The sequence below is a fragment of the Helicobacter magdeburgensis genome, from assembly GCF_000765825.2.
Classification (GTDB): Bacteria; Campylobacterota; Campylobacteria; order Campylobacterales; family Helicobacteraceae; genus Helicobacter_C; species Helicobacter_C magdeburgensis.
This window is the reverse complement of record NZ_JRPE02000021.1, coordinates 1-24,815: the sequence shown is the minus strand read 5'-3', so window position 1 is coordinate 24,815 and position 24,815 is coordinate 1. Positions and strand designations below refer to the sequence as shown.

The window sequence follows — 24,815 nt, the reverse complement described above, 5'->3', positions numbered from 1 at the left end:
TAATATAAAGTTTATAAAAAATAGATATAAAATAAATATATATCAATATATTATTATCTATCATAATTTGTTTCTATTCTTTTATTGTGGGGGGGTTGGTTGGTAATATTTGCCACCCACCTTATCTTACTGAATCTTCACTTTGCTATACCGATTCTATATCCTGCCATACTGATTTTTTATCGTGTCATACCGATCTTTTGCCTTGTCATACTGAGCAAAGCGAAGTATCCCAAAGACATAACGAACAATCCCACACTTTTACAACAAAGCAAAACCTTGCAACTTTCCTTGAGGGTAGCCTAATGGAAATTGCAAAGAATGAATTAAGTTTAGAATCTGTGCAGTGGGGCGAGTTTATTGTTGGCGAGATTTTCAAAATAACAAATTCAAAGCCCTATCATAAAAATAATTTACAAGTAGGCAAAGGAAAAACGCCCTATATTACTAGAACTTCTTTTAATAATGGTTTGGAAGACATCGTAGAAAATGAAAACTTCTCTTTAAACCCAAAAGATACGATTAGTTTGGGTGCTGAAAATGCTGACTTTTTCTATCAAGGCATAGAATACATTACAGGCAATAAAATGTATTATCTTAGCAATGAAAGGATTAATAGATATACAGGGTTATTTATCGCACAAGTTTTGCAAAAAAGCATTGAAAGTTGTGGTTTTGGATATGGAAAAGGCTTAACAGGCACAAGATTACACAATAGAAAAATAATGCTTCCCATAGATTCTAAAGGTAATCCACACTATGAATTTATGGAATCTTTTATGAAAAACTTAGAGCAAAAGCATTTGCAAAAAATCTTAGCTTATTATACACATAAACTAGATTCTAGCGGGGGGGGGGGGTAATACCCTTTGATTATAATGATTATTGTGCTTTTATAGAATCTAGTAGGCAAGATTCTACCTTTTCTTATACTTGCAACCTTGATAAATTGCAATGGAGAGAGTTTTATTTCTATAAAATTTTCCATAAAATAAAACGCGGTAAAAGACTGATTAAAAAGCACCAAATAAATGGTAAAACACCTTATATTTCTTCTAGCTCTATCAATAATGGCGTGGATAATTTTATCGATAATGATAAAGAAGTAAGGAAGTTTCAAAACTGCATTAGCCTTGCGAATAGTGGGAGCGTGGGAAGTGCATTTTTTCACCAATATGAATTTATAGGGAGCGACCATATCACAACGCTTGAAAATACAACATTTAGCCCATATATTTATTTGTTTATGTTGCCTTTAATTCAAAGGTTAAGCGAGAAATATAGCTTTAATCGTGAGATTAATGATGTGAGAATCAAAAGAGAAAAGTTGGTTTTACCCATAGATTCTAAAGGCAATCCAAACTACGCTTTTATGGAATCTTTTATGAAAAACTTAGAGCAAAAGCATTTAAAAAAAATCATAAAATACTATGAAAATAAACTTTTAGATTCTAAAATAAAAGCCTAGCATCAATCAAAGAATCTAGCAAAAGTTAAAATCCCCTTAGCTCTTAACCCTTTCCAATCGCATTCTAAATAGCATTGTAGCCACGCCCATAGATAAAAGCACAATGGCACAAAGGGCGGTGTATTGCGTATTAAGCAGTGAAATGCAAAGTCCGCATAGAGCCACGCCTGTGCTTAAGCCGATATTTGCGATTGAGAGAAATAAGCCATTGGTAAAATCAGGGGCTTGTGGATAGGGGTGTGTTATCACATAATGTGTGGCATTATTGATAACACCCGCTAAGATTCCAAGCAGCACTGCAAATATAAGCAGCACAACCCCTTGCTTTGCAAACACAAATATCAACGCATACAAACATATCATTCCAAGCAAATGGGCAATAGGCGCACAAAACACAACCACAAGCGAAAATACACTCACACTCCAGCCCGCATCATCAATGGATACGCTAAATTTCTGTGCCACAATGGGGATAATCCCATCATTCCAAGCTCTGTGCTGATAATCCCAAACAAACCAAAACATAAAATCCACAATAAAAAATTATGATTCATCTTTTTCCTTTTCGTATAAAAATAAATGTGAGGTGAAAGTATAAAACCTGACACTTGGTGTAGCTCAAGGGGGAAACATTAAGTTTTAACAACATTTTGAGAATCAAATCAAAAACTATCTCCACAACAGACTGCGATAAAAGTAAATAAAAAGTTTCATTGTGTAACAGACATATAGCATTTTTTGTAAAAAATGAAAATATACTTGATTATTGTAAAAGTGTTTTTTTTGTAGATTTGCATTCACACAATATCAATTTAAGGAGCACAGAATGAACGACAACATTCAAAAGAGTTTGCAAAATGCACTAGATTCTATAAAAAGTTTAGAACAAGATGTGAAAACTAGCACACAAGAGCAACTGCAGGCAAAGTATAGTGAAGCCAAAAACGCCATACAACGCTTATCAAGTGAGATTCAGCAAAATGCAAATGAGCTGAATATTCAAACACAGCAAAAAGCAAAAGATTCCCTGCATACAATCACTAAAGAGTTAGAATCCAAAGGTAAAACTGCCCTGCATACACATATCAATAAAGCAAAAGAAATGCTAGAACAACTCCAAAAGAAAATCTAATAAAACATTGCTATGAGTAGCACATTATAATCCCAAGTGGGGTGGGGTAAGCATACAGGGGGTGGGGGATTGTAAGGTTAGCATACCCCATAAATGCACACGATGATAAACATTATTTAAACTTCGTATCAGCTAAGATTTTAAAGCCTTTTTAGAATCTTAGCGGGATTCCCACCTACAATGACATTTGGCGGGACATCTTTAGTTACCACACTTCCTGCGGCAATGATTGAATTTTCCCCAATGGTAACGCCCGGGCAAATCGTGGCATTTATCCCTATCCACACCCTATCTTTTATCACAATGGGCTTACAAAAAGTCGCCTTGCGATTGTAGGGGTTAAAATCGTGATTGATTGTAGTTAAGCACACTTTAGGCGCGATAAACACATCATCGCCAATTGTAATCCCGCCCCTATCCATAAAAGTGCAAGAGCTATTCATAAAGAAGTTTTTGCCTACCTTGATATTGCGTCCAAAATCCACATAAAAAGGCGGGAATATCCACACGCTAGAATCCACTTCATAGCCTACAATCTCACTAAAAATAGCCCTTGCAGAATCTTTATCTAGCATTTGTGTGTTTAGCTTATGGACTAGCTTTTGTGTGTTTTCTATAACGGCTAAAATCTGTGAGAAATCCTTATCATCAGGGCTTATTAACTCCCCATTTATATCACGCGTGAAAATATCTCTATCTGTGCTTGGCGTAGCGTTTGTTGTAGCTTTTTTACTTTTATCCTGCATATCACTTCCTTTTCTCTGCTTGTTTAATCGCTTGAAAATACTCTTCATCGCTTAGCTTATCGCCCCATATCACATTAGAATCCTTACTATATTGCGTTAGGGCGATATGTGTGCCGCTAGATTCTAGTCCCGCTCCGTGCCAATGCTCTACATTCGGCGGACAAGAAATGCTTTCCCCTACTTCTGCTTTGTGGATAATGCCATCTTTTGTGCCTGTGTAAATCACACCTTGCGTAACAATGAGTGTCTGTCCAGCATGGTGAGTATGCCAAGCACTCCTAGCCTTTGGGCTAAAATGCACTTTTGCACCGCTAAAATCTCGCCACGCATTTTTCTCAAAAAGCATTGTAACTCCAACTTCACCGCTAAAGATTCTAGAATCTCCTTTTATCTCTTTTGCCTCTTTTGTAATCTCTTGCATAGATTTTTCTCCTTGTGCGAAACATATTGATACTACACTTGCTAATATACCTGATAAGATAAGCCTATTTACTTGCATATTTGTCTCCTTTGAGTATTTGATAGAATCTAAGCTTTTAAGCAAATATTAGATTATAAAACAAAAGTATAAAGCCTGACACCTAGTGTCTGTCAAGGGGAAAATGCAAGATTTTTGAACTTATTTAGACTAGGGCTTGAAAGCGGCTAGAATGTCAAAGTTAAGTTTAAGGCTAAGGAAATATAGCCTATTTGACTAAGGGCGATTTAGCAGTAGCTTAGCACTGCTTTTCACACTCTTTATAATCCCTGCTTTGTGGGTTAAAGGTATCTACGCCCTTTTCTATTATCTCATCATACATTCTAAGTTTTGTCTCTAGCCTTTGTGAAATCTCTTGCAATGAAGCGATATGTGCTTGTAAATTTGCATAGCTTTTTTGCAATAAAGCCCTGCGTTTTGGTGCAGTTTTAATACCCCCGCTTAAAGCCTCCGCATACTCTCTAATTTCTTTCAAGCTCATTCCACACTGCCTAAGCCACTCTATCCACTTTAGCCACTCCATATCGCTTTTTGCAAAGTAACGCACCCCATTTTCATCGCGTTCCACAAAGGGAAATAGCCCCTTATCAAGCCAGAATCTTATCTTTCTTGAAGGGATATTTGTTGCCCTTTCAACTTCCATGATTGTATATGCCATTTGTTGTCCTTGTCGTTTCTTGTAATTATAGGGTAAAGTGAATAAACCCCCTAGCAATCCCAGCCAAAAAGGCTTTTATTTGTGTCAAGCTGTGTGATAGAATCTCTCTCTTTTTGCGTTAAGCTAAAGTCAAAAAGCGTGAGATTTTCTTGGAGTCGCTTTAAGCTTGACGCCTTTGGGATAATACTCATTCCTTTATCTAGCAAAAATTTCAAAGCAATTTGTGCGGTGCTTTTATGATGAGCTTTTGCTATGTTTTGCAGAGTCTCATTTGTAAAAATACCATTTTTCCCACAAGCTAAAGGACTCCACGCTTGCAAGTGAATATGCTTAGATTCTAAAAATTTTTGCAATGTGTGCTGTTGAAAGAAAATATGTGCTTGGACTTGATTTAGCACAGGCTTAACACGCACATAATCTAAAAAATCCTCTAAAAATCTGCCATAAAAATTTGAGATTCCAATCGCGTGGATAAGCCCTTTGTGATACGCCTCTTCACAGGCTTTATACATTTCTTTAGCATTTGCGTAAGGCTCGTGGATTACAAGCAAATCTACATATTCTAGCCCTAGATTTTGCAAACTCTGCTCTATGCTCTGCCACGCTCTTTTATAGGGCATATTTGATGAAAGCTTTGTAGTGATAAAAAGCTCATTTCTTTGCAATGGGCGGCTTAAATCGTTTGGGCTAACTTCGCTAGATTCTCTATGGGCTGATTGCTTGTGTGGGTTTGAAATTGGCGTGGTGCTAGAATCTAAATATTTTGTGTTTGTAATATGATGGGCAAAATCCCTAGATTCTTTTGTTTGCAAATTAGAATCTTTTAGGCTTTGCGTAGCTAGAGCTATGCCCACTTCCTTTTCATTCTCATACATTTGTGCAGTATCAAAGAGTCTGTATCCAATTTGCAGGGCATTTTGCATTATTTTCACACCCTTTTGCCCTTGCAGTCCATAAGTCCCAAGCCCAATGCTAGGCATTTTTATGCCATTATTTAGGGTAATATATTGCATTGTTGTCCTTTTTAAGGCTATCCGTAGAGATTAATTCTACCCTACGACTTTGCATTCCGTGCTATCAGCTTTGCAAATAATGCTTGTATGTTTAGAGTAGATTACTTGTGCGTTTTGAGAGAGCTTGACAAATCGCCTTTTTGTAAAATCCACCACAAAGTCCCCAATACCCTTGCGTGCAGCATATAGCCCTACGAGAATCTCCGCACTCTTATATAGCACTTCATTTGGAGGGGTATTTTTCCCACAATGGATAATCAAATGAGAGCTTGGCACATCTTTGATATGAAACCACAAATCTTCAGCCCTAGCCACTTCTAAAAGCTTTTGATTTTCCTTTGCGTTACGCCCCACACTGACTTTATACCCATCAATAAAAAAGCTCTCAAACTCCGCTTTTTCCGTCTTTTGCTTCGCCCCAGCATTTTTTAGCTTAGGATTCTTAGAAAACAGCTCAACTTCCCCAAATCGCTCCACAAACGCCATTTCATCGCATATAAAATTGATTTTATACTCCAAATTTTCCCGTTGTAAATGCAAATGTTTAGCCTTTTTATTAAGCTTTTTACTCTGCGTGTAATACCAATTCCCCGCTTCTGTGAAGTCTCGCACATTTGGTGGCAACGGCACAAGCACATTTTTGCCATTGAAATCTTTTACTTCAACTTCTGCATTTTGGCATTTATAAGGCGGCAAGGTATGTAAATGTGTAAAAAGCAGTTCCCCATATTTCGCATACAACGCCGCAGATTCTATTAAGCTTTCATATTGTGGCAAATCTGCTAAAACCTGCTCTAGCTTTGCTTTTTTTGCCTTTAAACTCGCAATGGCATTGTGCTTTTTCTGCTCCTGCTTTGAAAGATAATGCTTTTGATAGGCTGCAATCAGCTCTTCTTGCGTCTCACTCTGGCTTAAAGATTCTATTTTCTCCCCCGCCCTTTGTGGCAGAGATTCTAAAAACACACCGACTTTTACTTCACGCCACGACTTGCTTTGTGGAATATGCCGCAAAGCCTCAATCACAATGAGCTTTTCATCGCAAATAATCATATTAGTATGTTTGCCTGTAAATTCACACATCAGCCAAAAGCTCTGCTTTTTATACTTGCCTTTTTGGGTGAGTAAAAACTGCAAGATTCTATTCTCCCCATCAACACGCACCTTTTGAATCTCCGCATTTGTGGTGCATTGCGTGAGCTTGGTATCAAAAGGGGCGTTAAACTCACGCGTTTGCAAAATCTCTTTTGGAGCGATAAAAATATGACTTTGAGCCTTACTCATATCAAAATACAAACTCTGCTTTGCCCCGCTTGTATCCCTAAACACAAATAAAAAAAGATTAGAATCCTTGCGTTTCGCCACAGCAATGCTTTGCATACCCTGCAAATACCGCTCCACACCTTTCAGCAATGCCAGATTCAAAACTTATTCCTTTAATGCTTTTAAATGCTTCCTAGCAAACTCCATTGCTTCATTTGTGATATTTGCTCCACTTATCATACGGGCAATCTCTTTTACCCTGCCTTCAAAATCAAGCTTGGTAATCACGCTAGAATCTTTACATTTTTCCACAAGGTAGTGCGTATCCGCAAGGGAGGGCATATGGGTTTGATGAGAAATCGCAAAGATTTGATAATCTTTTGAAAGCGTTTTTAGAATCTTAGCCACCCCCTCGCTCTCTTCCCCGCTTAAATTCGCATCAATCTCATCAAGCACCAAGATTCCACTCCTTGGTGTAAGCTCGGTGTCAATACACATTATCGCCAAACGCAAACGATTATACTCCCCGGAAGAGAGCACAGACACATCGGCATCGCCTAGCTTTAATATAAGCTCACAATTCCCACTTTTTTGCATCGCCACTTCACGCAACTCTAACACACTCGCCTTAAGCCGCAATCTCTCACAAAGCCCTGTGATTTTCGCATTCAATGAATCAAGGGATTTTGAGCGGTTATTAAATAGCTCCTTAGCCCCACATTCACAAGATTCGCGCAAAACTTTAATTTGCTTTTCTAGCTCCTGCTTATTAAAATCTAAATTTTCATATTCTTTGAGTTTTTGCTTTTGCTCCTCCATATAGGCTAAAGCTTCTTTTACCCCGCCAAATCGGCGGTTTAGCTCGGCATAAGCAGCAATTTTATCAAGCATAGATTCAGGATTTAGCCCCTCTATCTCGCTTAGACGCTCTTCTTGCCTTTCCATAATGGCTTCAAACTCGCTTAGCCCTTCAAGCAAGGTGGGGCATTTCTCATCAATAAGGCTTAAAAACTCTTCAAAATGCTGTGTCGCTTGTAACGCTTCTCGCACCTTATACATCTGCTCTTTAATCCGCTCTTGTTTTGATAGCATTTTTTTTAAGGCTAAAAGCTCTTCATACTCGCCCTCTTTTGGTTGGAGCGATTGTATTTTTTGTATTTCAAAAGTAGCAAATTCCTTGAGTGTGGCGATATTTGCTTCCTTAGATTCTAACTCTTTGAGCTGTTTTTGAGCCTCTTGCAGTGCTAAAAAATCTCTCTCATAGTTTGTAAGCAAATCTAAATGTGCCTTATGCGTTTTAGCAATAAAATAATCTAAAATCCTTAAAAGATTTTGCGGGCTTAGCTCATCGCCACTTTTGGTGCTGATATGTTTAGCAAAGCCACAAACAAGCTCATTTAAGCGTTTTTTTGAGCTTGAAGTGTGATTAAGAAAATAGCGTGTTTTATCCTTTTTTACAATGCTTAGCACAATCTCATTTTCTAAATCATTAGGAATGCCATAGCTGTCCCAATCAAATGCAATGTGCGATACATCAATATTTGCTTCTATCAAGTCCGCATTGCTCTCTTTAATCCCAAAAATAGCAGTCAAAGATTCCATAAAGACAGACTTTCCGCTACCACTCGCCCCACTAAAGACATTAAAGCCCCCTTGTAGATATAGCTCTACATCTTTGAATGCGGGGGAGTTGTGGATTAAGATTCTATTAATCATTCTACTTCCTTTTGTATGCTTGGGCTGACAATTTAATGCTTTTTAATGCCCTTATTAAATTAATGCTCCTGCCCCCAGCTAAACTTTTCTTTCAAAACGCTAAAGTAATCCCTATTTGGCGGATAAATCAGCATAGCACTTTGGGGCAAAGCACGAATCTGCACCTTGTAATGTGGCAAAATATCTAGCATTTCCTGCCCATCAATAATCAGCTTTGCTCTCTGCTTGACATAAAATTCTAACACAAATTCATCACTCAACACCAAAGGGCGTTGCGTTAAGGAATGCGGAGCGATGGGAGTAAGCAGGATATTACGACAATATGGATAAATAACAGAGCCTCCCGCACTGATATTATATGCCGTAGAACCCGCAGGTGTGCCGATAATCAAGCCATCGCAACGATAGGAGTTAAAATACATCTCATCAATATGCGCATCAATCTGCACCATACCGCTTAACTCGTGCTTGTTGATAAGAAACTCATTAATCGCTAGAATGCTATGCAGTGGCGTGGTAGAATCTTTGCTTTCAAACACAAGGGCTTGCAAGACAAGATGAGATTCTAAAGCATAGCTGCCATTTTGCAAATGCGGGATAAATGCTTGTAATTGATCTGGCATAAAGGCGGTTAAAAAGCCTAGTCGCCCTGTGTTTATCCCCATACAAGGTAGATTGTAAAAAAAAGCTCGTCTTAGCATAGAAATCAGCGTCCCATCGCCCCCAAGGCTTATAAAGCCATCGCATTGTGAGGCGATTTTGGCAAAGTCTAATCCCAAAAGCTCTATCATTCCCCCGCTTATACTCTCAAGCATTACTTCAATGCCTGAATCTTCAAGCATTTCACGCGTTTGTAAAAATACGCCTTTAAGCTCGGGGCTACTTGGTCTTAGCACAATGCCGACTTTGCGTATGGGCTTGTTTGTATTCATTCTATCGCTCATTTTTATCATTCTTAATCAAGCTATTTTCAAGGCAAATCGCCCATAACAAGCTGTGATTTATGGATATAACCTATCTTTGCTTCCGTGATTGTTTGTGTCTTTGGCGAAAGGCTTGGTGGGAAGTAAAGCACCTTTATCCATTCTTGTCCCATAACTTCTTTATAACCACTAAATTCAGCCCTTTCAAAGCCAAGCTGCCTTTGCCACTCACTCACACCTTTAACTTCCCATAGCGACATATTGAGATTAAGCAATAAAATTGCATCACTTTTAGCAGTAGGGATTTGCTCTAGAATCTTACCATTTGGCTTTTCACGCAGATTCACATATCTATCTGTGCTGTTTAGTTTAAGCCTATATACATTCAATTCACTCTCTATGTTTTCATAGTCTTTTCTAGTATTTGGGTTATCTTGCAGCTTTTTTTCCACTTTGATATTTGTGATAGTTACATATTTCCCAGCCGCACACGCTGAAAAACTCCAAGGCATAATACCTACAATCTCTACTTCCACTTCATAGCCTACACTCCCGCCAAGCCCATCTTTATACCACTTTGGCAAAAGCTGGGCAAGCTTGTCATAATACTCACGCTTATCTAAAACAATATGCCCATCATTGATAAACTCTAGCCTAGAATCTTGCGTCTTAAAAGTGCTAAAATATGCAGGATAATCACACGCGTCCACTTCATTGGGCGGCGAAGAAAAGTCAGCATTAAAAGTAAGTATGCCTTTTGCCTTTACAGGCTTTTTAAAGATAAACTCACACTCGCCACCACCTGCATCACCATAGGCACAATTTCTTATCTCTTGCCCTTCTTCGTCTATTTTTGTGGCAAATGCGGCATTATGCTTAAAAAAGAGAAAAGATTCATAAGCCTTTTTTGTGGTAAAAATCTGCTTAGAATCATTAAACCAGAATACTAACTCATTATACAAGTAATATTCAGGCTTAATCTCCTCAATGTCATTGCCTAAAGGAATGCCGTATTCTGCAAACAAATCCCCAAATTCTTTAGCAAGAAATGGGGAAAGTTTAGAGTAATAAACACTCGCAAACCCCCTATTACTCCCGCCATTATACACGCCATCTATCCCATCTACAAGGGCAAATCTAGTGAGTGTTCTATACTCATTAAAGTTTAAATCCCTTTGCTTAGATATGGATTTTAGCTGTGTGAGATAGGCTTTTAGCTCTGTAAAATCCCCTTGCTTTATGCGATTTACATCAAGCTCCTTTGCAAATAAAAACGCACTTAACAAACATAGAAAAACTAGAATCTTTTGAATCTTTTGCATATTAGCCCCTTTAAATCGTATAAATCAACATAGTCTAGATTCTAAAATAGAAAAGCTAATATCATTACAGCCCAACGCCTACATTCTTTATCCTAACGCTATTTTGCCTTAAGAGATGAAAGGCATTTTATTTATTCTCTACATAAAACGCACGAACGACAAAGCCCCGCTGATTTGCCCTCTGTTGAGATAAGCCCTCAAATGCCGCTACACTTGGCATTTGCCGAGTAGCCATCATAATGGCTTCCTTAGCACGAAAACTCGCCAATCCCTCTTGCTTTAGCTCTGGGCTAAGTCCCGCATAAGGACGCGTATCCACAATGCCTGAAATCTCAAAAGCCACAATCGTATTATCTTGCTTAATTATCTCATTTATGCCACTTTTTAGCGATTCGCTGCAGTTTTTAGGCATAGCAAAGCGTCCTACTTTCATATTGACACAATGGGCTACGACTTTATCCTTTGGCTTAATGGAGTAGCGTAACTTCATCGGTGCGTTATCCTGCTGTTTTTGTAGGCTCTCTTTTTGAGCCTTTAAAAGCTTGATTTGTGAATTTGCAGAATCTAGCTGGGATTGCTTAGCGATATTGTCCTGCTCTAAAAGTTTAGATTCTATATTTTGGGTTACTTCTTCTAAAGAATGCGTTGAAAACTCCACCATATAGTAATACACCCCACCAAGTGTAGCAAGAAGCAAGAGTGCAAAACCGATAAGATAAAACTTCGCCTTTGATGACTTCCTTTCCATTGCGATACTCCTTTATCAAACACGCAGAATCTGCTTTTTTGTGGAGTTTTAGCAAAAAGTATTCCCCCTATATTTTTAATGTTTTACATAATTTTAAACTTTCTAACATTATAATTCCCCCCGCTACTTTTTTAGGCTTTCGTGTAAAGCATTCATATTTAGACTTCATTCTACAAGCTCACAGAAGAGTTTTACATTCTGTCTAAATCAAACTTATCATTTGTGCAAGGAACGCAGAAAGGACTGCATATGCTAGCTGATGCACGGCAAAAATTTTTAGTCAATTTTTGGAATACAGGTAAAGGTATGATTGCTCTTGGGATTCTCTCTGCTGTATATTTTGGAATCTTTGGTGCAGTTTGGGCTGTAACAGGCGAAATGACGCGATGGGGCGGGGAGTTTTTAGAGCTTTTTGGTATGGATTTAAGCTCATATAGCTACTATACAAAGCAAAATCTTAATGGCACGCCACTCACACGCACTGATGGACTTATGCTTATTGGTATGTTTATTGGTGCATTGGTAGCTGCATTGTGGGCAAACAAAGTCAAATTCCGTCTCCCTGCAAGTAAGATTAGAATCTTTCAAGCCATTGTGGGTGGGCTACTCTCTGGCTTTGGAGCAAGACTTGCCTTTGGCTGTAATTTGGCAAATTTTTTCACAGGTTTGCCATATTTTTCTATGCACACTTGGATTTTTACAATTTTTATGATTGCAGGAATCTATGTTGGCGTCAAAGTGTGTAATATGCTATTTTTTAAGCCAAAAGCAAAGCTAGAAAAACTGCAAATAAATGCCGAATCTTTGCATATTGAACAAAATACTTCAAGGCAAACTCGGCATTTTGTGTATGGGATCTTGATTTTTCTAGGCTTTATTGCGTGGTTTATTTATCTTATTCTCAATAATCCTGCCTTAGATGTTACAATCAAACAAAGCCTTTTGTCTGTGGCTCTGCTTTTTGGCTTTATTTTTGGTTTTGTCATTTCTCGCGCTCAAGTGTGCTTTACCTCGTGTTTTAGGGATTTATTTCTCTTTGGACGCTCTATTGCGACAAATGGTGCGATTATTGGAATGATTATCGCCTCACTCATTGCCTTTGCGTTTATGCTCTATGGACATCAAGCTAAGGTTATTGAAATGAGCCTTGGCGTGGTGGTTGGGGCATTTTTATTTGGCTTTGGCATTGTCTTTGCTGGGGGCTGTGAATGTGGCTGGGCTTATAGAGCGTGTGAAGGGCAGGTGCATTTTATGATTGTAGGAATAGCTAATATTCTTGGCACGATGATTCTAGCTTTGAGCTATGATTTCTTCCCGCAAAGCTTTGTAGGTGGAGTGAAACTCAATCTCTTAGAAGAATATGGCTCTATGCTTGGCTTTGGTATTTCGCTTATGTTTTTTGCCATTATGCTGGGGCTAGTCTTAGCCTATAAACGCTATTTCTTTAAGACAAATCCCTATGCTAAAATCTCAATGAAAGGATAAAGAATGAATATTACTTATAGATTGAATCTTGAAGGCGAGGCGTGTCCTTATCCTGCTATTGCGACACTTGATGCACTGCCTAATTTGCAAAGTGGAGAGATTTTAGAAGTGCTATGCGACTGCCCCCAAAGTATCAACTCAATCCCAAATGACGCAAAGGCAATGGGCTTTGAAGTGCTTGATATACGCCAAGATGGTCCAACACTGCGGTTTCTTATCAAAAAGCCTTAAAAAACATTATGCAAAGAAAATAGCTTGAATCTAGACAAAAACACCTTTGTTAAACACATAAGATTATGGCAGATTCTACTTGCAACTCTTTATGCCATATTGATTATTGGCTGTGCGAATGTTAGCCCAGAATCTATAAGCTTTTCTCAAAGCAAACAGCAGCTCAAACAAGCCTATAAGCAGCACAATTTCCACACGGAATTTTATTGCGGAGTGGAGTTTGATATAGATACGCTAAAGATTCTAGAATCCAATTCCCGCCATATTGAAAGTAATTCCACTGCGGAAGTATCTTTGAGTGATTTTAATGGTTTTCAAGCGAAAGGTGAAGGGAGTTTGCTAAACGCAAATGACCGAGCCTTGAGTGCAGAATCCGCTAAAATCACCACTTGTGCGAAGCACCAGTCCAAACTTGCAAAAGAGACGACGCAAGGCTATACCCCAAGGAAGCCTTTTACAAGCAAGGGCAAGGCAAATATACGGGCAAAACGCATTGAATTTGAACACATTATGCCAGCCCATCGCTTTGGCGGACAGCTTGAATGTTGGCAAAATGGCGGCAGAAAGGCGTGTGCGAATGATGAAAATTTTAAAAAAATAGAAGCAGAGAAAAGAAATCTAGTCCCTGCCATAGGCGAGATAAATGCCGATAGAAGCAACTTTGCCTATGCTGAATCTAAAAATGTCCCACAAGGGCAGTATGGCAAATGTAATGCCTACACGGACTTTAAAAACAAAAGATTCTATCCACGCGATGAAGTCAAGGGCATAATCGCTAGAATCTATCTGTATATGGCAAAGCAGTATAAAATCACGCTCACACAAGAAGAGCAAAGCCTAATGGAATCTTGGGATAAAGCCTATCCGCCAACAGAATATGAGATGAGATTGCTTCAAACGCAGGGCTTTTAAAAAGTTAAAAGCGATTTAATATCCTAGATTATAATTTCACTTTTTTTTGACAAAGGATTGTGATGGATAATTACGCATTTATACTTGCTCAACAATGGATAAATAAGATTCCAGCAGAGACAGCCTTGCCGCTTCAGCAGCAGCTTGATAAGCTCCCAAATGATAAGATTTCTTCCCTTGGCTTTTTGCCACTTAAAGATCCTGTGATTGGCTTGGTGCTGGGCTTGTTTTTGGGGCATTTTGGAGCGGATAGATTCTATAAGGGCGATATTGGACTTGGAATCTTAAAGATAATCCTTGGGATTTTGGGTATTGTTTTCTTTGTAGTGTTTATCTTGGCCGGGGCAGTTATGAGTAGTAACATTAATGGAGATAGTCATTTTCTCGTAGCATTCTTTTTAGGATTTTTAGCCTTACTTGCACCCTCTATTTGGGTGATTGCGGATTGGTTTTTTGTATGGAAGGGCATTAAGCAGGACAATTTTAATAAAATCACAGAATGCCTTTCTATGCTAGGAGCAAGGGATTTGAGAGAGACGAGATAAAGCTTATTTATACATTATGAAGCTTTAAGATAGGTTTTAATCTTTTCATACGCTTCTTGAATCTTCCTAAACCTATCATTATAGCTTTCCACAATCTGTGAATCCTGCCCAAAGACATTATCAGGGTGGTATTCTTTAGCAAGTTTGAGATAGTTTTTTTTCACTAGAGCAAAGTCATCTTGATAATGACACTCTAGCGTCATATAGCAGCCTCGCAGGATTCTCTCTTCATCTGTTAAAAACGAACTCTCAAAGCTCCCTAGCCCACCGCGATTTTTAAAGCTATCATAATCAAAGTCCAAAATGACATTATGGATTACCTTAAAGCTAATAAGATTCATAATGCTTTCCCAAAAATAGGGCTTTGTAGAATCTAGGTAAATCTCATCTCTATCGCAGCCCACATAATATTCCTCAAACATTTGTGCGATATAGCGTCTGGCGACAGAATTTGCCTTATCCATTTTCAGCATTATGCGTTTTGTGTTGAGTAATCTTAGGGAGATTTTCACGCGTTCAATAAGAGAGTTTTTCCCCACAATCTTAATGCGTATAGGCAGATAGGTAAAATCAAGCAGATATTTTAAATCCTGCAGGGGCTCTTCTATGGGCTGTTGCAATTCATTAGATTCTAGAGATTCTAGAGTGGGATTCTCACGCCCTTGATACTCGCCAAGCTCCCCTTTAGAATCTAGCAGATGATGAAGCTTTTGGTGCTTTTCATCTTGCCCAAAGGCGTGATATGCCCAATTTACAAGATAGTCTTTTTTAAATCGCTCTCCATCATCAAGGATAAGAATCGTGCGGGATAGACGATAGCTTTTGGAGAAGTATTTTTCCGCATACGCAAGGGCTTTGTGTAAGAACTCATTATCTTCTTCAACCGTGATTTGAATATACTTTTGTAATAATGTTACATTCATCGCCCTTGTGCCTCGCTCTTTGTAGAATCTGCCCTTTAGAAATTATGTAAGATTCTATACTATCGGCAAAATAAGCAAATAAAGTTCCTAAGATTAGCTATAAAGGCTACTCAAATGAAACAAGAAAGACAAAGGGAGCTAGAATCTACTTCACAAGATTTGATATTGCCTTAAAATGTTCGTGTTTAGAATCTCCTAGCATTCTAAACAAAATCGCCTCTGTGGGTAGGACATTTACACCAATGGTGCGGAAAAACTCTAGAGCAAGGTCGTGATTAAGTGCATTGCGTGAGCTAGAGGCATCTGCTACAAAGTAGCATTCATAGCCAAGATTCCTAGCTTCTACTATGCTTTGAAGCATACAAATATGACTTTCAATGCCAAAAAATACTAAAATCTTACATTTGCTTTTAGCAATATGACTTTTTATGCTCTCGCTCCCAAAGATTCCAAAGCTTGTTTTTTCCAAAATAGGCGTATTTGCTGGAATCTTAATCGCACTATGCGTTTTGCCTAGCCCCTTTGGATACTGCTCTGTAACTAAAAGTGGCGCTTGTAAAATCTGTGTAGCTTGAAGCAAGATATTTGCATTTTTTACCACACTCTCTTTATGAGCCATAAGCTCCAAAAGTCGCTCCTGTATATCCACGCATACAAAAAGCATTTTCTTTGCTTTTAATACAGCACGCATTTTTCCCCTCCTAAGTAAGATTTAGCTAGTCTTTAAGCTGTGAAACGATAGTCTTTGTATCCCGTGCAATGACAAGCTCTTCATTTGTGGGGATAACACACACCTTGACTTTAGAATCCTTTGTTGAGATAATCGCCTCTTGTCCGCAGATATTATTTGCCGATTCATCAAGCTCTACACCCAAAAACTCAAGCTGTTTTACTATCATACCGCGGATAAACTTCGCATTCTCACCTACACCGGCACAAAAACTCACCGCATCAACGCCATTCATCGCCGCACAATATGCCCCAACATACTTCATCACGCGATAGGCAAAGGCTAGACGAGCGAGTTTTGCCCTTTCATTACCACCTAAATCCGCATCAAGCAAATCTCTAAAATCACTTGAAACGCCCGAGATTCCAAGCACACCAGATTTTTTATTTAACATATTTAAAATGCTTTGTATATCTAAATCCTCTCGTTTTGAGATGTATTCCAAAATGGCAGGGTCTAAATCCCCACTGCGAGTCCCCATAATCAACCCTTCCAGCGGAGTAAGCCCCATACTTGTATCCACGCATTTGCCATTTTTAACCGCTGAAATTGATGAGCCATTCCCCAAATGGCATACGATGATTTTAGAATTATGATAATCTAGCCCCAAAAACTCCGCTGTTTTTTGCGATACATACTTATGACTTGTCCCGTGGAATCCATATCTCCGCACCTTGTGCTTCTCATACCACTCATAAGGCACACCATAAATATAAGCTTGTGGGGGCATAGTTTGATGAAATGCTGTGTCAAAAACAGCCACCATAGGCGTATTTGGCATTTTTTGCCGACAGACATCAATCCCCATAAGATTAGCTGGATTATGCAATGGGGCTAAGTCTGCACATTCCTTAATATGAGCAATAACCGTATCATTAATAAGCACAGATTCTTTAAAAAATTCTCCCCCGTGCACCACACGATGCCCCACAGCACGAATATCAGCAAGTGAGCTAATCGCACCATTTTGCTTATCAGTCAAAGCTTCTAGCACCATTTCAATAGCTTTTGTATGATTTGGCATTGGCTCTTTTTTTTCGCTCTTTTTGCCCTCACTATCTTTGTAGTTTAGCACACTGCCTTCAATGCCGATTCTATCGCAGATTCCACTTGCTAGGACTTTTTCTGTATCAGCATTAAAAAGCTGAAATTTTAAAGATGAACTCCCACAATTAATCACTAAAACATTCATTTTCTCTCCTTTAGATTCTAAAATTATTTGATATTTATTTGGCTTGAAGTGCTGTTAAAGCCACTACGCCCACTATATCATCAGCACTGCACCCACGCGAAAGATCATTAATTGGCGCACCCATACCCTGCGTGATTGGTCCATAGGCTTCTGCACGAGCAAATCTCTGCACGAGTTTATAGCCGATATTCCCCGCATCTAAATCTGGGAAAACAAGCACATTTGCCTTTCCTGCGACATTTGAGCCTTTTGCCTTAGATTCTCCCACACTTGGCACAATCGCCGCATCAAGCTGCAACTCCCCATCAATCTTAAGTGTAGGAGCTAAGCTTTTAGCTATTTTTGTAGCTTCCACTACCTTATCTACATCGGCGTGCTTAGCACTCCCATAAGTAGAATGGCTAAGCATTGCCACCATAGCTTCACTATGCATAACAGATTCAAAACTTTTTGCACTTGAGATAGCAATGTGGGCGAGTTCTTCAGCGGTAGGATTTTGACATAAACCGCAATCAGAAAAGACAAATGTCCCATTCAAACCATAATCACAATGTGGAATATCCATAATAAAAAAGCTTGAAACAAGCTTTGAATCTGCCGCTGTGCCAACAATCTGCAATGCCGCACGCAACACATCGGCTGTGGCGTGTATCGCTCCTGCGACCATACCATCAGCCCTACCACTTTTTACAAGTGCCGCACCAAAATATAAGTTATCTTTGATAAGTAGCTCTCTAGCCTGTGTGCTATCCATTCCCTTATGAGCGCGGAGCTTCACAAGCAAGGCTGTTAGTTCATCAAGCAATGCGGTATCTTTGGCATTAAGAAAAGTGGCGTTATTTAAAGCTTCTATAAGCGGCAAGTGAGCTTGGCTTAGATTCTTAGCTTGAGTAAGAATCTCATCTTTTTGCCCAACAAGAACAATGTCTGCAAAGCCTTCATTCAAAATCTTTACTGCCGCTTCAATCGTCCGCAAATCCGAGACTTCAGGCAGGACGATTTTCTTTTTATTTATCCGTGCTTGAGCTTTAATCGTGTCAATAAAACCCATTTTCTCCTCCCAAGATTCTAAAATGTTGTAAAACTCAATCATAAACTAAGTGTGTTAAAAATATACATTATTGATAAAATAGCTTTTGTAAAATGTGTAAAAATGATACATATTTTTATGAGTTTATACAAGATTTTTTTATCTTTTTTGAGAGAATCTGCCCTATCTTAATGATGTATTACATCAATACATCAAATTTTAAAAGTGCCAATCATCTCATCAAGCTCTTTTGTCTGTGTGCCTAAATTTTTAGAACTTTCCTGCATTTTTTCATTAATATCTACAATCTCATCAACGCACCCTGCTATTTTTGCACCATTATCTAGTATTGCACTTGTATTGGCATTGACTTTTTTTGCACCCTCCAAGCTTGAGAGAGATTTTTCCATAGCTTCTTGCACAAGATGTGTAAGTGCTTCTATATTACTATGCATAACCTCTGATTGCTCGGCAAGATGTTGCATTGATTTAGAACTATTTTCCATATCTGTGGAAATCTCATCAATAGACTGCAAAATAGATTGAATAATGCCACTTGTCTCCGTGATGGAATGCTGTGTGCGTTCAGCCAACTTTCTCACCTCATCAGCCACAACAGCAAAGCCTCTGCCGTGTTCCCCAGCACGAGCAGCTTCAATAGCGGCATTAAGAGCTAGTAGGTTTGTTTGATCGGCAATATCAGTAATCACAACAAGCACACCTTGAATATTTTTTGCTTCATTGGCAAGAGAGAGAATCTTATCGGCATTTTGGCTTTCTTTTAGGGCATCATCGCGAATCTCTTGATTAGTAGATTCTATAATTTCCCGTGTATGCCCTACATTATCCAACACAGATTCTAAAGCTTCTTTTGTCGCATTAGAAAGGGTGATATTCTGCTCTATAATGCTGCGACTTTTTTCTCCTAAGCTTGTGTTGTCTGCCGAAATTTGAGCAATATGCTTTGTGTTGCTATCAAGTTTGCTTGAAACATTAACAAGAGCTTGTGTGATAGAAAGATTGTTTTTAGCCTGTTTGGCAAACTCTACAAACATATCGTGAATATAACGGATAAAGGCATTTACAGAACGCGCCATTGCAGATATCTCATCATTTGCCAACACCTTTACCTGCTCTTTTAAATCGCGATGTTCGGTGATATAAGAAAGCTTTGTATTGACATTATTAAGTCGTGTAAGAATACTTCGTAGCACAAGCACACATAAAATAAGTGCCAAAAGAATCAAGATTCCACTCACAATAAGCCAAGTTTTTAGCTCACTATAAAGCTCATTAAGATAAGAATCTACAAAAGTATCAAGACGACGAGAGATAAAATCCTCAATCTCTTTAAGCGTGTCAATCTTTATTGTAATAGTATCAAACCACTCTTTTGCCTCCACACCAAAATCCCCGCTATGTCGCTTTGTATGAAGTATCTCTCGCATTTCTTGCACTTTAGCAAAGCTTGGATTTTTAATAGCATTAAAATAAAAATCTAAACTCTCCTGCGAAGCAAGGGAAACAAAAAGTTTCATAAATGCTTCTTGTTCAGCAATAAGCGATACAAACTTATTATAGTTTGTATCGTTTGGCACAACATTACTCGCAAAGATTCCATTTGCTGTGGCTCGCTCTAACCCCGCTCGCTCCTTTGCATACAAAAAATTCACATAAGCAACCATTGATTTTGCCAAAGTTGCATCGTGGATAAGCTTTGTAGATTCCAACACGCTATCAAGCAAAAATGCTATTGTCGTGGTGTAGTATCCTATGACTTGCGGCGTTACATTGCTGTGGCTTGATAGAGAATCATCAGCCATAGTGCGTATTTGCGTAATTTTAGAAACAGATTCTAATCCTTGATTAAGTTGAGCTTGATAACTTTGTGGCAAATCCTTGCTTTGTGCGAATAAATCACTCAAATTCCTATATGCTTTATCCGTAAGAAGTCGTTGGGCTTGAAGCTCACTTGCAAACTTCTTACCCTTACTTGCGAGAAATCCCGCACTCATACCGCGTTCTTTTTGCATTTCGTGCACAAGGGCAGAGAGTTGCTCGGAGATTCTAATCTGCCCTTTTAGAATTTCAGCTGATGAAATGGAATGTAAAGTTTGGGAAAGTTGCACAAAAATAAAGCACACAAGTGCAATAATGGGAATGGCAACAAGAGCGAGAATCTGCACTTTGATACTCAAATGACGAAGTAAGGATAACATAGAGAACTCCTTGAAACGATATGAGGAAACTCTATGCAAATATAATACTCTATGACTTAAACTCTTAAAAAGAAACCTAGCAACACCAACAAAATTTGTCAAAATGTGTAAGTTTTGCAAGTCTTACAACTACAATCGCTCCAATGCCCTAGCGAAAAGAAAATCCTGCTTCTGCTCCGTGATAAGGATACGATAATAGCCTTCATCTAAAGGGAGCATTTGCCCTAAATTATCGCAAATCTCACTATCATTGATAAGAATCTCCCCATCAATATCCTTGCCCCACAGCTTCAAACGGGCTTTGTAAAAATACTCACTCACTTCACTTTTGCCCTCGCAAATGGCGATAACTTCCTGTCCTAGCAGGGCTTTATTGTGAGCTTTAAACTGCGATTTTATGATACGATTAAGCTTATTAATGCGTTTATTTGTAGTTTTGGCATTCACACTTTGGGGCATATCATAGGCAAATGTCCCAACCTGTGGCGAGTAGGCAAAGAGATTAATCCTATCAAAGTTAAAGCCTTCCACAAAATCGTGTAATTCCATAAACTCCTTTTCACCCTCCCCCGGATGTCCTATCACAAAGCTTGTGCGGATAAAGCTATGGGGAATCTGCCGCATAGATTCTAGCAATTCTATGTGTTTAGCCCTATTTGCCCCACGCCGCATAAGTTTCAGCATAGAATCCGCGATATGCTGGATTGGCATATCAAAATAAGGTAAAAAGCAAGTGGAATGAGCAATAGTCTCTATAAGCTCCAAAGTCGTGGTGGTGGGGTAGAGATATAAGATTCTGCAACTTATGGGTAATTGCAGATTGTCAATAGCTTTTATAAGCTCTATCAGCCCATCTTTTTGCCCCAAATCCCGCAAATACGAGCCAGAATCTTGAGCGATAAAGCTAAAATCCCTAAACCCCCTTTCATATAAGCTTTGTAGCTCTTTTATCGTAGAATCTAGTGTGCGGGAGTGGAGCTTACCTTTAAATGAAGGAATAGCACAAAAGCTACAACTTTGATTGCACCCTTCACTTAGCTTAATATAAGCGTGAAAAGATGAGCCTATAATCACGCGTTCATTAGATTCAGTGGCTAAAAACACCCTTTGAGATTGCAAGGATTTTAAATCTTTTACCATTATGTCAATCTTGTCATAATCCCCCACACCCGTGATAATATCAATCTCTGGAATCTCTTCTTTAAGCTCGTTGGCATATCGCTCACTCAAACAGCCACTCACCACAAGCACCGCTCCGCTCTTACGCAAAGCAGAAGCTTCAAGGATAGTTTGGATACTCTCCTGCTTGGCAGATTCTATAAATCCGCAAGTATTGACAATGATAATATCTGCTTTTGTAATTTCAGGGGTAAGTTGATAGCTTTTTAACTTCCCTAGCATCACTTCAGAATCTACAAGATTCTTCGTGCAGCCAAGGGAAATGAGATGAAGATAATTTGTAGAAAATTGCAAAAAGCCTACCTTTTATTTGTGTTGATTGTATGAGCTATTTGCGAGTGTTAGCTGTGAGTATATCCCATCGTGGCGTTACCTTGCCATCAATGCTTTCAGTAGCACACATACCCATAATGTTATATCCCGCATCTACATAATGCACCTCACCTGTAACGCCACTTGCCAAATCACTCAAAAGATACATAGCCGAGTTCCCCACTTGCTCTATGCTAACATTTTCACGCAATGGTGCATTTGCCTCATTCCACTTAAGCATAATGTTAAAATCACTTATCCCACTTGCTGCAAGTGTTTTGATGGGACCAGCGGATATAGCATTCACACGCACACCTTGTTTGCCTAAATCATAGGCAAGATAACGCACACTAGATTCTAATGCCGCCTTTGCCACACCCATAACATTATAGTTTGTTACATACTTCACACTGCCTAGGTAAGTCAAAGTTAATATAGACGCTCCATTATTCAGTAATGGAACAAGTGTGCGGACAAGTTCAATGAGAGAATACACAGAAATCTCCATTGCCGTGTTAAAGGCTTCCTTGCTTGTTTGGATAAAATCCCCCTCTAATGCATCTTTTGGTGCAAACGCCACAGAATGCACGATAAAATCAAAAGAGCCAAAATCTTTTTTAAGGCTTGCAGCAAGAGAGCTAAAATGTGCTTCTTTGCCCACATCAAGCTCATACACACGCTCCTTTGCCCCTAGCTCCTCAGCAATAGGACGCACACGCTTTTCTAATGCTTCATTCAAAAATGTAAAAGCAAGCTCCGCTCCCTGCTCCCTACACGCTTTGGCTATACCATAAGCGATAGAGCGATTATTTGCCACACCAACGATAAGTCCCTTTTTGCCTTTTAAGATTCCAGACATATTTGCCCCTTTACACAAATTTTACAAAATGTTTCAAAACTGCAAATTATACTTTTTTTGCATTAATATTTTTCAGGCTTTTACAAGACTTTTAAAGAAAAACAACTACCATAAACAACGCTTTTTGAAACTAAAAGGCGAAATCAAAAACCAAATCAAAAACAAGGAGAGAAATGAAAAAGTTGGTTTTACCTATTATCGGCGGTGCAGTGCTATTAGCAGGGGGTTTATCAAGCGGTCCTACACCTCAAGCGGAGCTAGAGCAAAACTCTCAAGAAAATATCTACACCTACATAAAACCGGACATTGATGAGCTATACAAAAAGGTATTGAATGAAAAAGAATTAGAAGACCTTAATGCTTGTGTAGCTAAAGAAATGACAAAAAGGCTTTCACAAGAAGAAAAACTTTTCCTTGGTGGTAACGCTCAAGAAAAACTCCAAGCCAAAGATGCAATAAATTCACTCAAAGACAAAGCTAAACCTACAAGCAAAGAGATGAAAGAATCTGTTGGGCTTTGCAGTGTGTCTGTGGGTATAGAAAAAGCTATTAAAAAGATTATGAAATAAGTCTTTCTTACATTCAAAATCACCCATTTGGGGTGGTTTTGAGCTTTTTGCTCCTCTATCCTCTTTCACACTTTAGCACTTTTTTAGCGAGATTCCGTATCAGGTTCTAAGATTGTCATTTGAGAATCTACTAGTATCTACACAGCTCCCAAATCACACCCAGCCTGAATAATCTTAGTAAAACTTTCCACTTCCAGACTCGCCGAGCCTACAAGCACACCATTCACATTTGGAATCTTTAGAATTTCCCCCGCATTATCCGCATTCACACTCCCACCATACAGCAATGGAGCTTCTGTCATCTCCGCTAGAATCTTATGTGTTTTTGCAATCTGCTCCGCCTTTGCACTTACCCCCGTGCCAATCGCCCAAATAGGTTCATAGGCTACAATCAGTTTAGGATAACCTACATCAATGTTTGCAAGTTGTGCGTTCAAAAAGTTCTTTAACGCCTCTTCACCTTTTTCACGCGTTTGCAAATCCTCCCCTATGCAGTAATAAATCTCAAATCCCACTTGGGCATAGAATCTAAACTTTTTAGCGATGCACTCGCTATTTTCACCAAACAGATTCCTACGCTCACTATGCCCAATCAAAATACGATGAATCCCAAATTCTTGTAATTGTAAAAGCCCAATTTCACCCGTAAAACCTCCAGATAGAGCAAAATAGCCATTTTGTGTGCCGATATGAAAATGCTTAAAATTATCCTCAAGTAACGCCGTGTGTGAAGGGAAAATATCCACTTGTAGCTTATGATTTTTGATAGAATCTGCACATTGAGATTCTAAAAACTTCTCTAATCCTTGCGTATAAGCCGCTACCTGCTTTCGCGTTAGATTTGCCTTAAAATTCCCAGCAATAATTGTTTTCATATTACTCCTTTGCGGTTGCTTTTAGTTTAGAAATAAAACAGAATTTTGTATAAAGTATTAGATTTTATACCCCCAATATATGCTATAAACAAGTTCCTGTCAATGAGTGTATAAATCAAAATGCGAGATTAAAAAAAGATAAGGAGTATTCAATACCCCTTAAGATGTGAAAAATACTTAAATCTAAATCCCCCTAAAACCTCTTCTTATTCACATCATCTAATATATCTTTAGCTACTCTATCTACTCTTTCACTTATTTCAGCACTTGAATTTGCTATCTCTACATTT

Annotated in this window: 26 protein-coding genes; 8 read left to right on the top strand and 18 right to left on the bottom strand. The window is 38.7% G+C overall.

What is annotated here, in order from left to right; all coding sequences use genetic code 11:
* Window positions 1-95 precede the first annotated feature (95 nt).
* Window positions 96-863: a restriction endonuclease subunit S gene (locus LS74_RS11095; protein ID WP_201274725.1), complete on the top strand. Its 768-nt coding sequence runs from the start codon at window positions 96-98 to the stop codon at window positions 861-863.
* Between the two features lie 86 nt (window positions 864-949).
* Window positions 950-1,468 carry a restriction endonuclease subunit S gene (locus LS74_RS11090; RefSeq protein ID WP_004086105.1) on the top strand — a complete coding sequence of 173 codons (519 nt, stop codon included), beginning with the start codon at window positions 950-952 and terminating at the stop codon, window positions 1,466-1,468.
* Window positions 1,469-1,504: 36 nt separating this feature from the next.
* Here the strand turns inward: LS74_RS11090 and LS74_RS09995 are convergent, their stop codons facing one another.
* Window positions 1,505-1,993: an MFS transporter gene (locus tag LS74_RS09995; RefSeq protein ID WP_034589596.1), complete on the bottom strand. Its 489-nt coding sequence runs from the start codon at window positions 1,991-1,993 to the stop codon at window positions 1,505-1,507.
* Window positions 1,994-2,294: 301 nt separating this feature from the next.
* Between LS74_RS09995 and LS74_RS09990 the strand changes: the two genes are divergently transcribed.
* Window positions 2,295-2,600 (top strand): hypothetical protein, encoded by a 306-nt coding sequence (locus LS74_RS09990; protein ID WP_034589597.1) that lies wholly within the window; start codon window positions 2,295-2,297, stop codon window positions 2,598-2,600.
* Window positions 2,601-2,740: 140 nt separating this feature from the next.
* Here LS74_RS09990 and LS74_RS09985 read toward each other — a convergent pair whose 3' ends face one another.
* From LS74_RS09985 to LS74_RS09945, 9 genes are all read right to left on the bottom strand, one after another.
* Entirely contained in the window at window positions 2,741-3,346 is a 606-nt protein-coding gene (locus LS74_RS09985) for a sugar O-acetyltransferase (RefSeq protein WP_034589200.1), read from the bottom strand.
* Window position 3,347: 1 nt separating this feature from the next.
* The gene (locus LS74_RS09980; RefSeq protein ID WP_034589201.1) at window positions 3,348-3,845 is read right to left on the bottom strand and encodes a cupin domain-containing protein; all 498 of its coding nucleotides are present in this window, start codon (window positions 3,843-3,845) and stop codon (window positions 3,348-3,350) included.
* A 217-nt stretch (window positions 3,846-4,062) separates the two neighbouring features.
* A complete protein-coding gene (locus LS74_RS09975; RefSeq protein ID WP_034589203.1) occupies window positions 4,063-4,482 on the bottom strand; it encodes a MerR family transcriptional regulator in 420 nt (139 codons plus the stop codon).
* 50 nt (window positions 4,483-4,532) lie between these two features.
* Window positions 4,533-5,495 (bottom strand): aldo/keto reductase, encoded by a 963-nt coding sequence (locus LS74_RS09970; RefSeq protein WP_034589205.1) that lies wholly within the window; start codon window positions 5,493-5,495, stop codon window positions 4,533-4,535.
* Window positions 5,496-5,531: 36 nt separating this feature from the next.
* The gene (locus LS74_RS09965) at window positions 5,532-6,917 is read right to left on the bottom strand and encodes an NFACT family protein (protein WP_138129109.1); all 1,386 of its coding nucleotides are present in this window, start codon (window positions 6,915-6,917) and stop codon (window positions 5,532-5,534) included.
* A gap of 3 nt (window positions 6,918-6,920) precedes the next feature.
* A complete protein-coding gene (locus LS74_RS09960; RefSeq protein ID WP_138129107.1) occupies window positions 6,921-8,471 on the bottom strand; it encodes a DNA repair protein RecN in 1,551 nt (516 codons plus the stop codon).
* A 59-nt stretch (window positions 8,472-8,530) separates the two neighbouring features.
* Window positions 8,531-9,403, bottom strand: a complete 873-nt coding sequence (locus tag LS74_RS09955) for an NAD(+)/NADH kinase (protein WP_034586394.1) — start codon at window positions 9,401-9,403, stop codon at window positions 8,531-8,533.
* Between the two features lie 38 nt (window positions 9,404-9,441).
* Window positions 9,442-10,716 carry a hypothetical protein gene (locus LS74_RS09950; RefSeq protein WP_034586392.1) on the bottom strand — a complete coding sequence of 425 codons (1,275 nt, stop codon included), beginning with the start codon at window positions 10,714-10,716 and terminating at the stop codon, window positions 9,442-9,444.
* Window positions 10,717-10,843: 127 nt separating this feature from the next.
* The gene (locus tag LS74_RS09945) at window positions 10,844-11,464 is read right to left on the bottom strand and encodes a hypothetical protein (protein WP_034586390.1); all 621 of its coding nucleotides are present in this window, start codon (window positions 11,462-11,464) and stop codon (window positions 10,844-10,846) included.
* Between the two features lie 249 nt (window positions 11,465-11,713).
* On the opposite strand from LS74_RS09945, the gene yedE reads away from it, so the two are divergent.
* The 4 genes from yedE to LS74_RS09920 all read left to right on the top strand — a co-directional run bounded on the left by yedE (window position 11,714) and on the right by LS74_RS09920 (window position 14,637).
* Window positions 11,714-12,949, top strand: coding sequence for a selenium metabolism membrane protein YedE/FdhT (gene yedE / locus LS74_RS09940; RefSeq protein ID WP_034586387.1), 1,236 nt, complete (start codon window positions 11,714-11,716; stop codon window positions 12,947-12,949).
* A gap of 3 nt (window positions 12,950-12,952) precedes the next feature.
* On the top strand, window positions 12,953-13,180 hold the full coding sequence (gene yedF / locus LS74_RS09935) for a sulfurtransferase-like selenium metabolism protein YedF (RefSeq protein ID WP_034586383.1): 228 nt from the start codon (window positions 12,953-12,955) through the stop codon (window positions 13,178-13,180).
* A 294-nt stretch (window positions 13,181-13,474) separates the two neighbouring features.
* Entirely contained in the window at window positions 13,475-14,092 is a 618-nt protein-coding gene (locus tag LS74_RS11540; RefSeq protein WP_084584229.1) for an endonuclease, read from the top strand.
* Window positions 14,093-14,154: 62 nt separating this feature from the next.
* Window positions 14,155-14,637: an NINE protein gene (locus tag LS74_RS09920; RefSeq protein ID WP_034586380.1), complete on the top strand. Its 483-nt coding sequence runs from the start codon at window positions 14,155-14,157 to the stop codon at window positions 14,635-14,637.
* 14 nt (window positions 14,638-14,651) lie between these two features.
* Here the strand turns inward: LS74_RS09920 and LS74_RS09915 are convergent, their stop codons facing one another.
* The 7 genes from LS74_RS09915 to fabI form a co-directional block, all read right to left on the bottom strand.
* Complete coding sequence (locus LS74_RS09915; protein WP_002955880.1) at window positions 14,652-15,560, bottom strand: J domain-containing protein; 909 nt, start codon at window positions 15,558-15,560, stop codon at window positions 14,652-14,654.
* A gap of 145 nt (window positions 15,561-15,705) precedes the next feature.
* Window positions 15,706-16,251: an isochorismatase family protein gene (locus LS74_RS09910; protein WP_034586377.1), complete on the bottom strand. Its 546-nt coding sequence runs from the start codon at window positions 16,249-16,251 to the stop codon at window positions 15,706-15,708.
* A gap of 25 nt (window positions 16,252-16,276) precedes the next feature.
* Window positions 16,277-17,482 carry an acetate/propionate family kinase gene (locus tag LS74_RS09905; RefSeq protein WP_034586374.1) on the bottom strand — a complete coding sequence of 402 codons (1,206 nt, stop codon included), beginning with the start codon at window positions 17,480-17,482 and terminating at the stop codon, window positions 16,277-16,279.
* A 34-nt stretch (window positions 17,483-17,516) separates the two neighbouring features.
* Window positions 17,517-18,533, bottom strand: a complete 1,017-nt coding sequence (gene pta / locus LS74_RS09900) for a phosphate acetyltransferase (RefSeq protein WP_034586372.1) — start codon at window positions 18,531-18,533, stop codon at window positions 17,517-17,519.
* A 191-nt stretch (window positions 18,534-18,724) separates the two neighbouring features.
* Window positions 18,725-20,731 carry a methyl-accepting chemotaxis protein gene (locus LS74_RS09895; RefSeq protein WP_034586369.1) on the bottom strand — a complete coding sequence of 669 codons (2,007 nt, stop codon included), beginning with the start codon at window positions 20,729-20,731 and terminating at the stop codon, window positions 18,725-18,727.
* 129 nt (window positions 20,732-20,860) lie between these two features.
* On the bottom strand, window positions 20,861-22,204 hold the full coding sequence (gene rimO / locus LS74_RS09890; RefSeq protein WP_034586366.1) for a 30S ribosomal protein S12 methylthiotransferase RimO: 1,344 nt from the start codon (window positions 22,202-22,204) through the stop codon (window positions 20,861-20,863).
* 34 nt (window positions 22,205-22,238) lie between these two features.
* The gene (gene fabI / locus LS74_RS09885) at window positions 22,239-23,081 is read right to left on the bottom strand and encodes an enoyl-ACP reductase FabI (RefSeq protein ID WP_034586363.1); all 843 of its coding nucleotides are present in this window, start codon (window positions 23,079-23,081) and stop codon (window positions 22,239-22,241) included.
* 173 nt (window positions 23,082-23,254) lie between these two features.
* On the opposite strand from fabI, the gene LS74_RS11535 reads away from it, so the two are divergent.
* Window positions 23,255-23,650 carry a hypothetical protein gene (locus LS74_RS11535; protein ID WP_236096915.1) on the top strand — a complete coding sequence of 132 codons (396 nt, stop codon included), beginning with the start codon at window positions 23,255-23,257 and terminating at the stop codon, window positions 23,648-23,650.
* A 137-nt stretch (window positions 23,651-23,787) separates the two neighbouring features.
* Here LS74_RS11535 and LS74_RS09875 read toward each other — a convergent pair whose 3' ends face one another.
* Window positions 23,788-24,525 carry a triose-phosphate isomerase gene (locus LS74_RS09875; protein WP_034586360.1) on the bottom strand — a complete coding sequence of 246 codons (738 nt, stop codon included), beginning with the start codon at window positions 24,523-24,525 and terminating at the stop codon, window positions 23,788-23,790.
* Between the last annotated feature and the right edge of the window lie 290 nt (window positions 24,526-24,815).

Coding starts and splice junctions, on each gene's coding strand:
- LS74_RS09995 (WP_034589596.1), bottom strand. CDS start 1,993: ATGTTTTGGTTTGTTTGGGATTATCAGCACAGAGCTTGGAATGATGGG.
- LS74_RS09990 (WP_034589597.1), top strand. CDS start 2,295: ATGAACGACAACATTCAAAAGAGTTTGCAAAATGCACTAGATTCTATA.
- LS74_RS09985 (WP_034589200.1), bottom strand. CDS start 3,346: ATGCAGGATAAAAGTAAAAAAGCTACAACAAACGCTACGCCAAGCACA.
- LS74_RS09980 (WP_034589201.1), bottom strand. CDS start 3,845: ATGCAAGTAAATAGGCTTATCTTATCAGGTATATTAGCAAGTGTAGTA.
- LS74_RS09975 (WP_034589203.1), bottom strand. CDS start 4,482: ATGGCATATACAATCATGGAAGTTGAAAGGGCAACAAATATCCCTTCA.
- LS74_RS09970 (WP_034589205.1), bottom strand. CDS start 5,495: ATGCAATATATTACCCTAAATAATGGCATAAAAATGCCTAGCATTGGG.
- LS74_RS09960 (WP_138129107.1), bottom strand. CDS start 8,471: ATGATTAATAGAATCTTAATCCACAACTCCCCCGCATTCAAAGATGTA.
- LS74_RS09955 (WP_034586394.1), bottom strand. CDS start 9,403: ATGAATACAAACAAGCCCATACGCAAAGTCGGCATTGTGCTAAGACCA.
- LS74_RS09950 (WP_034586392.1), bottom strand. CDS start 10,716: ATGCAAAAGATTCAAAAGATTCTAGTTTTTCTATGTTTGTTAAGTGCG.
- LS74_RS09945 (WP_034586390.1), bottom strand. CDS start 11,464: ATGGAAAGGAAGTCATCAAAGGCGAAGTTTTATCTTATCGGTTTTGCA.
- yedE (WP_034586387.1), top strand. CDS start 11,714: ATGCTAGCTGATGCACGGCAAAAATTTTTAGTCAATTTTTGGAATACA.
- yedF (WP_034586383.1), top strand. CDS start 12,953: ATGAATATTACTTATAGATTGAATCTTGAAGGCGAGGCGTGTCCTTAT.
- LS74_RS09920 (WP_034586380.1), top strand. CDS start 14,155: ATGGATAATTACGCATTTATACTTGCTCAACAATGGATAAATAAGATT.
- LS74_RS09915 (WP_002955880.1), bottom strand. CDS start 15,560: ATGAATGTAACATTATTACAAAAGTATATTCAAATCACGGTTGAAGAA.
- LS74_RS09910 (WP_034586377.1), bottom strand. CDS start 16,251: ATGCGTGCTGTATTAAAAGCAAAGAAAATGCTTTTTGTATGCGTGGAT.
- LS74_RS09905 (WP_034586374.1), bottom strand. CDS start 17,482: ATGAATGTTTTAGTGATTAATTGTGGGAGTTCATCTTTAAAATTTCAG.
- pta (WP_034586372.1), bottom strand. CDS start 18,533: ATGGGTTTTATTGACACGATTAAAGCTCAAGCACGGATAAATAAAAAG.
- LS74_RS09895 (WP_034586369.1), bottom strand. CDS start 20,731: ATGTTATCCTTACTTCGTCATTTGAGTATCAAAGTGCAGATTCTCGCT.
- fabI (WP_034586363.1), bottom strand. CDS start 23,081: ATGTCTGGAATCTTAAAAGGCAAAAAGGGACTTATCGTTGGTGTGGCA.
- LS74_RS11535 (WP_236096915.1), top strand. CDS start 23,255: ATGAAAAAGTTGGTTTTACCTATTATCGGCGGTGCAGTGCTATTAGCA.
- LS74_RS09875 (WP_034586360.1), bottom strand. CDS start 24,525: ATGAAAACAATTATTGCTGGGAATTTTAAGGCAAATCTAACGCGAAAG.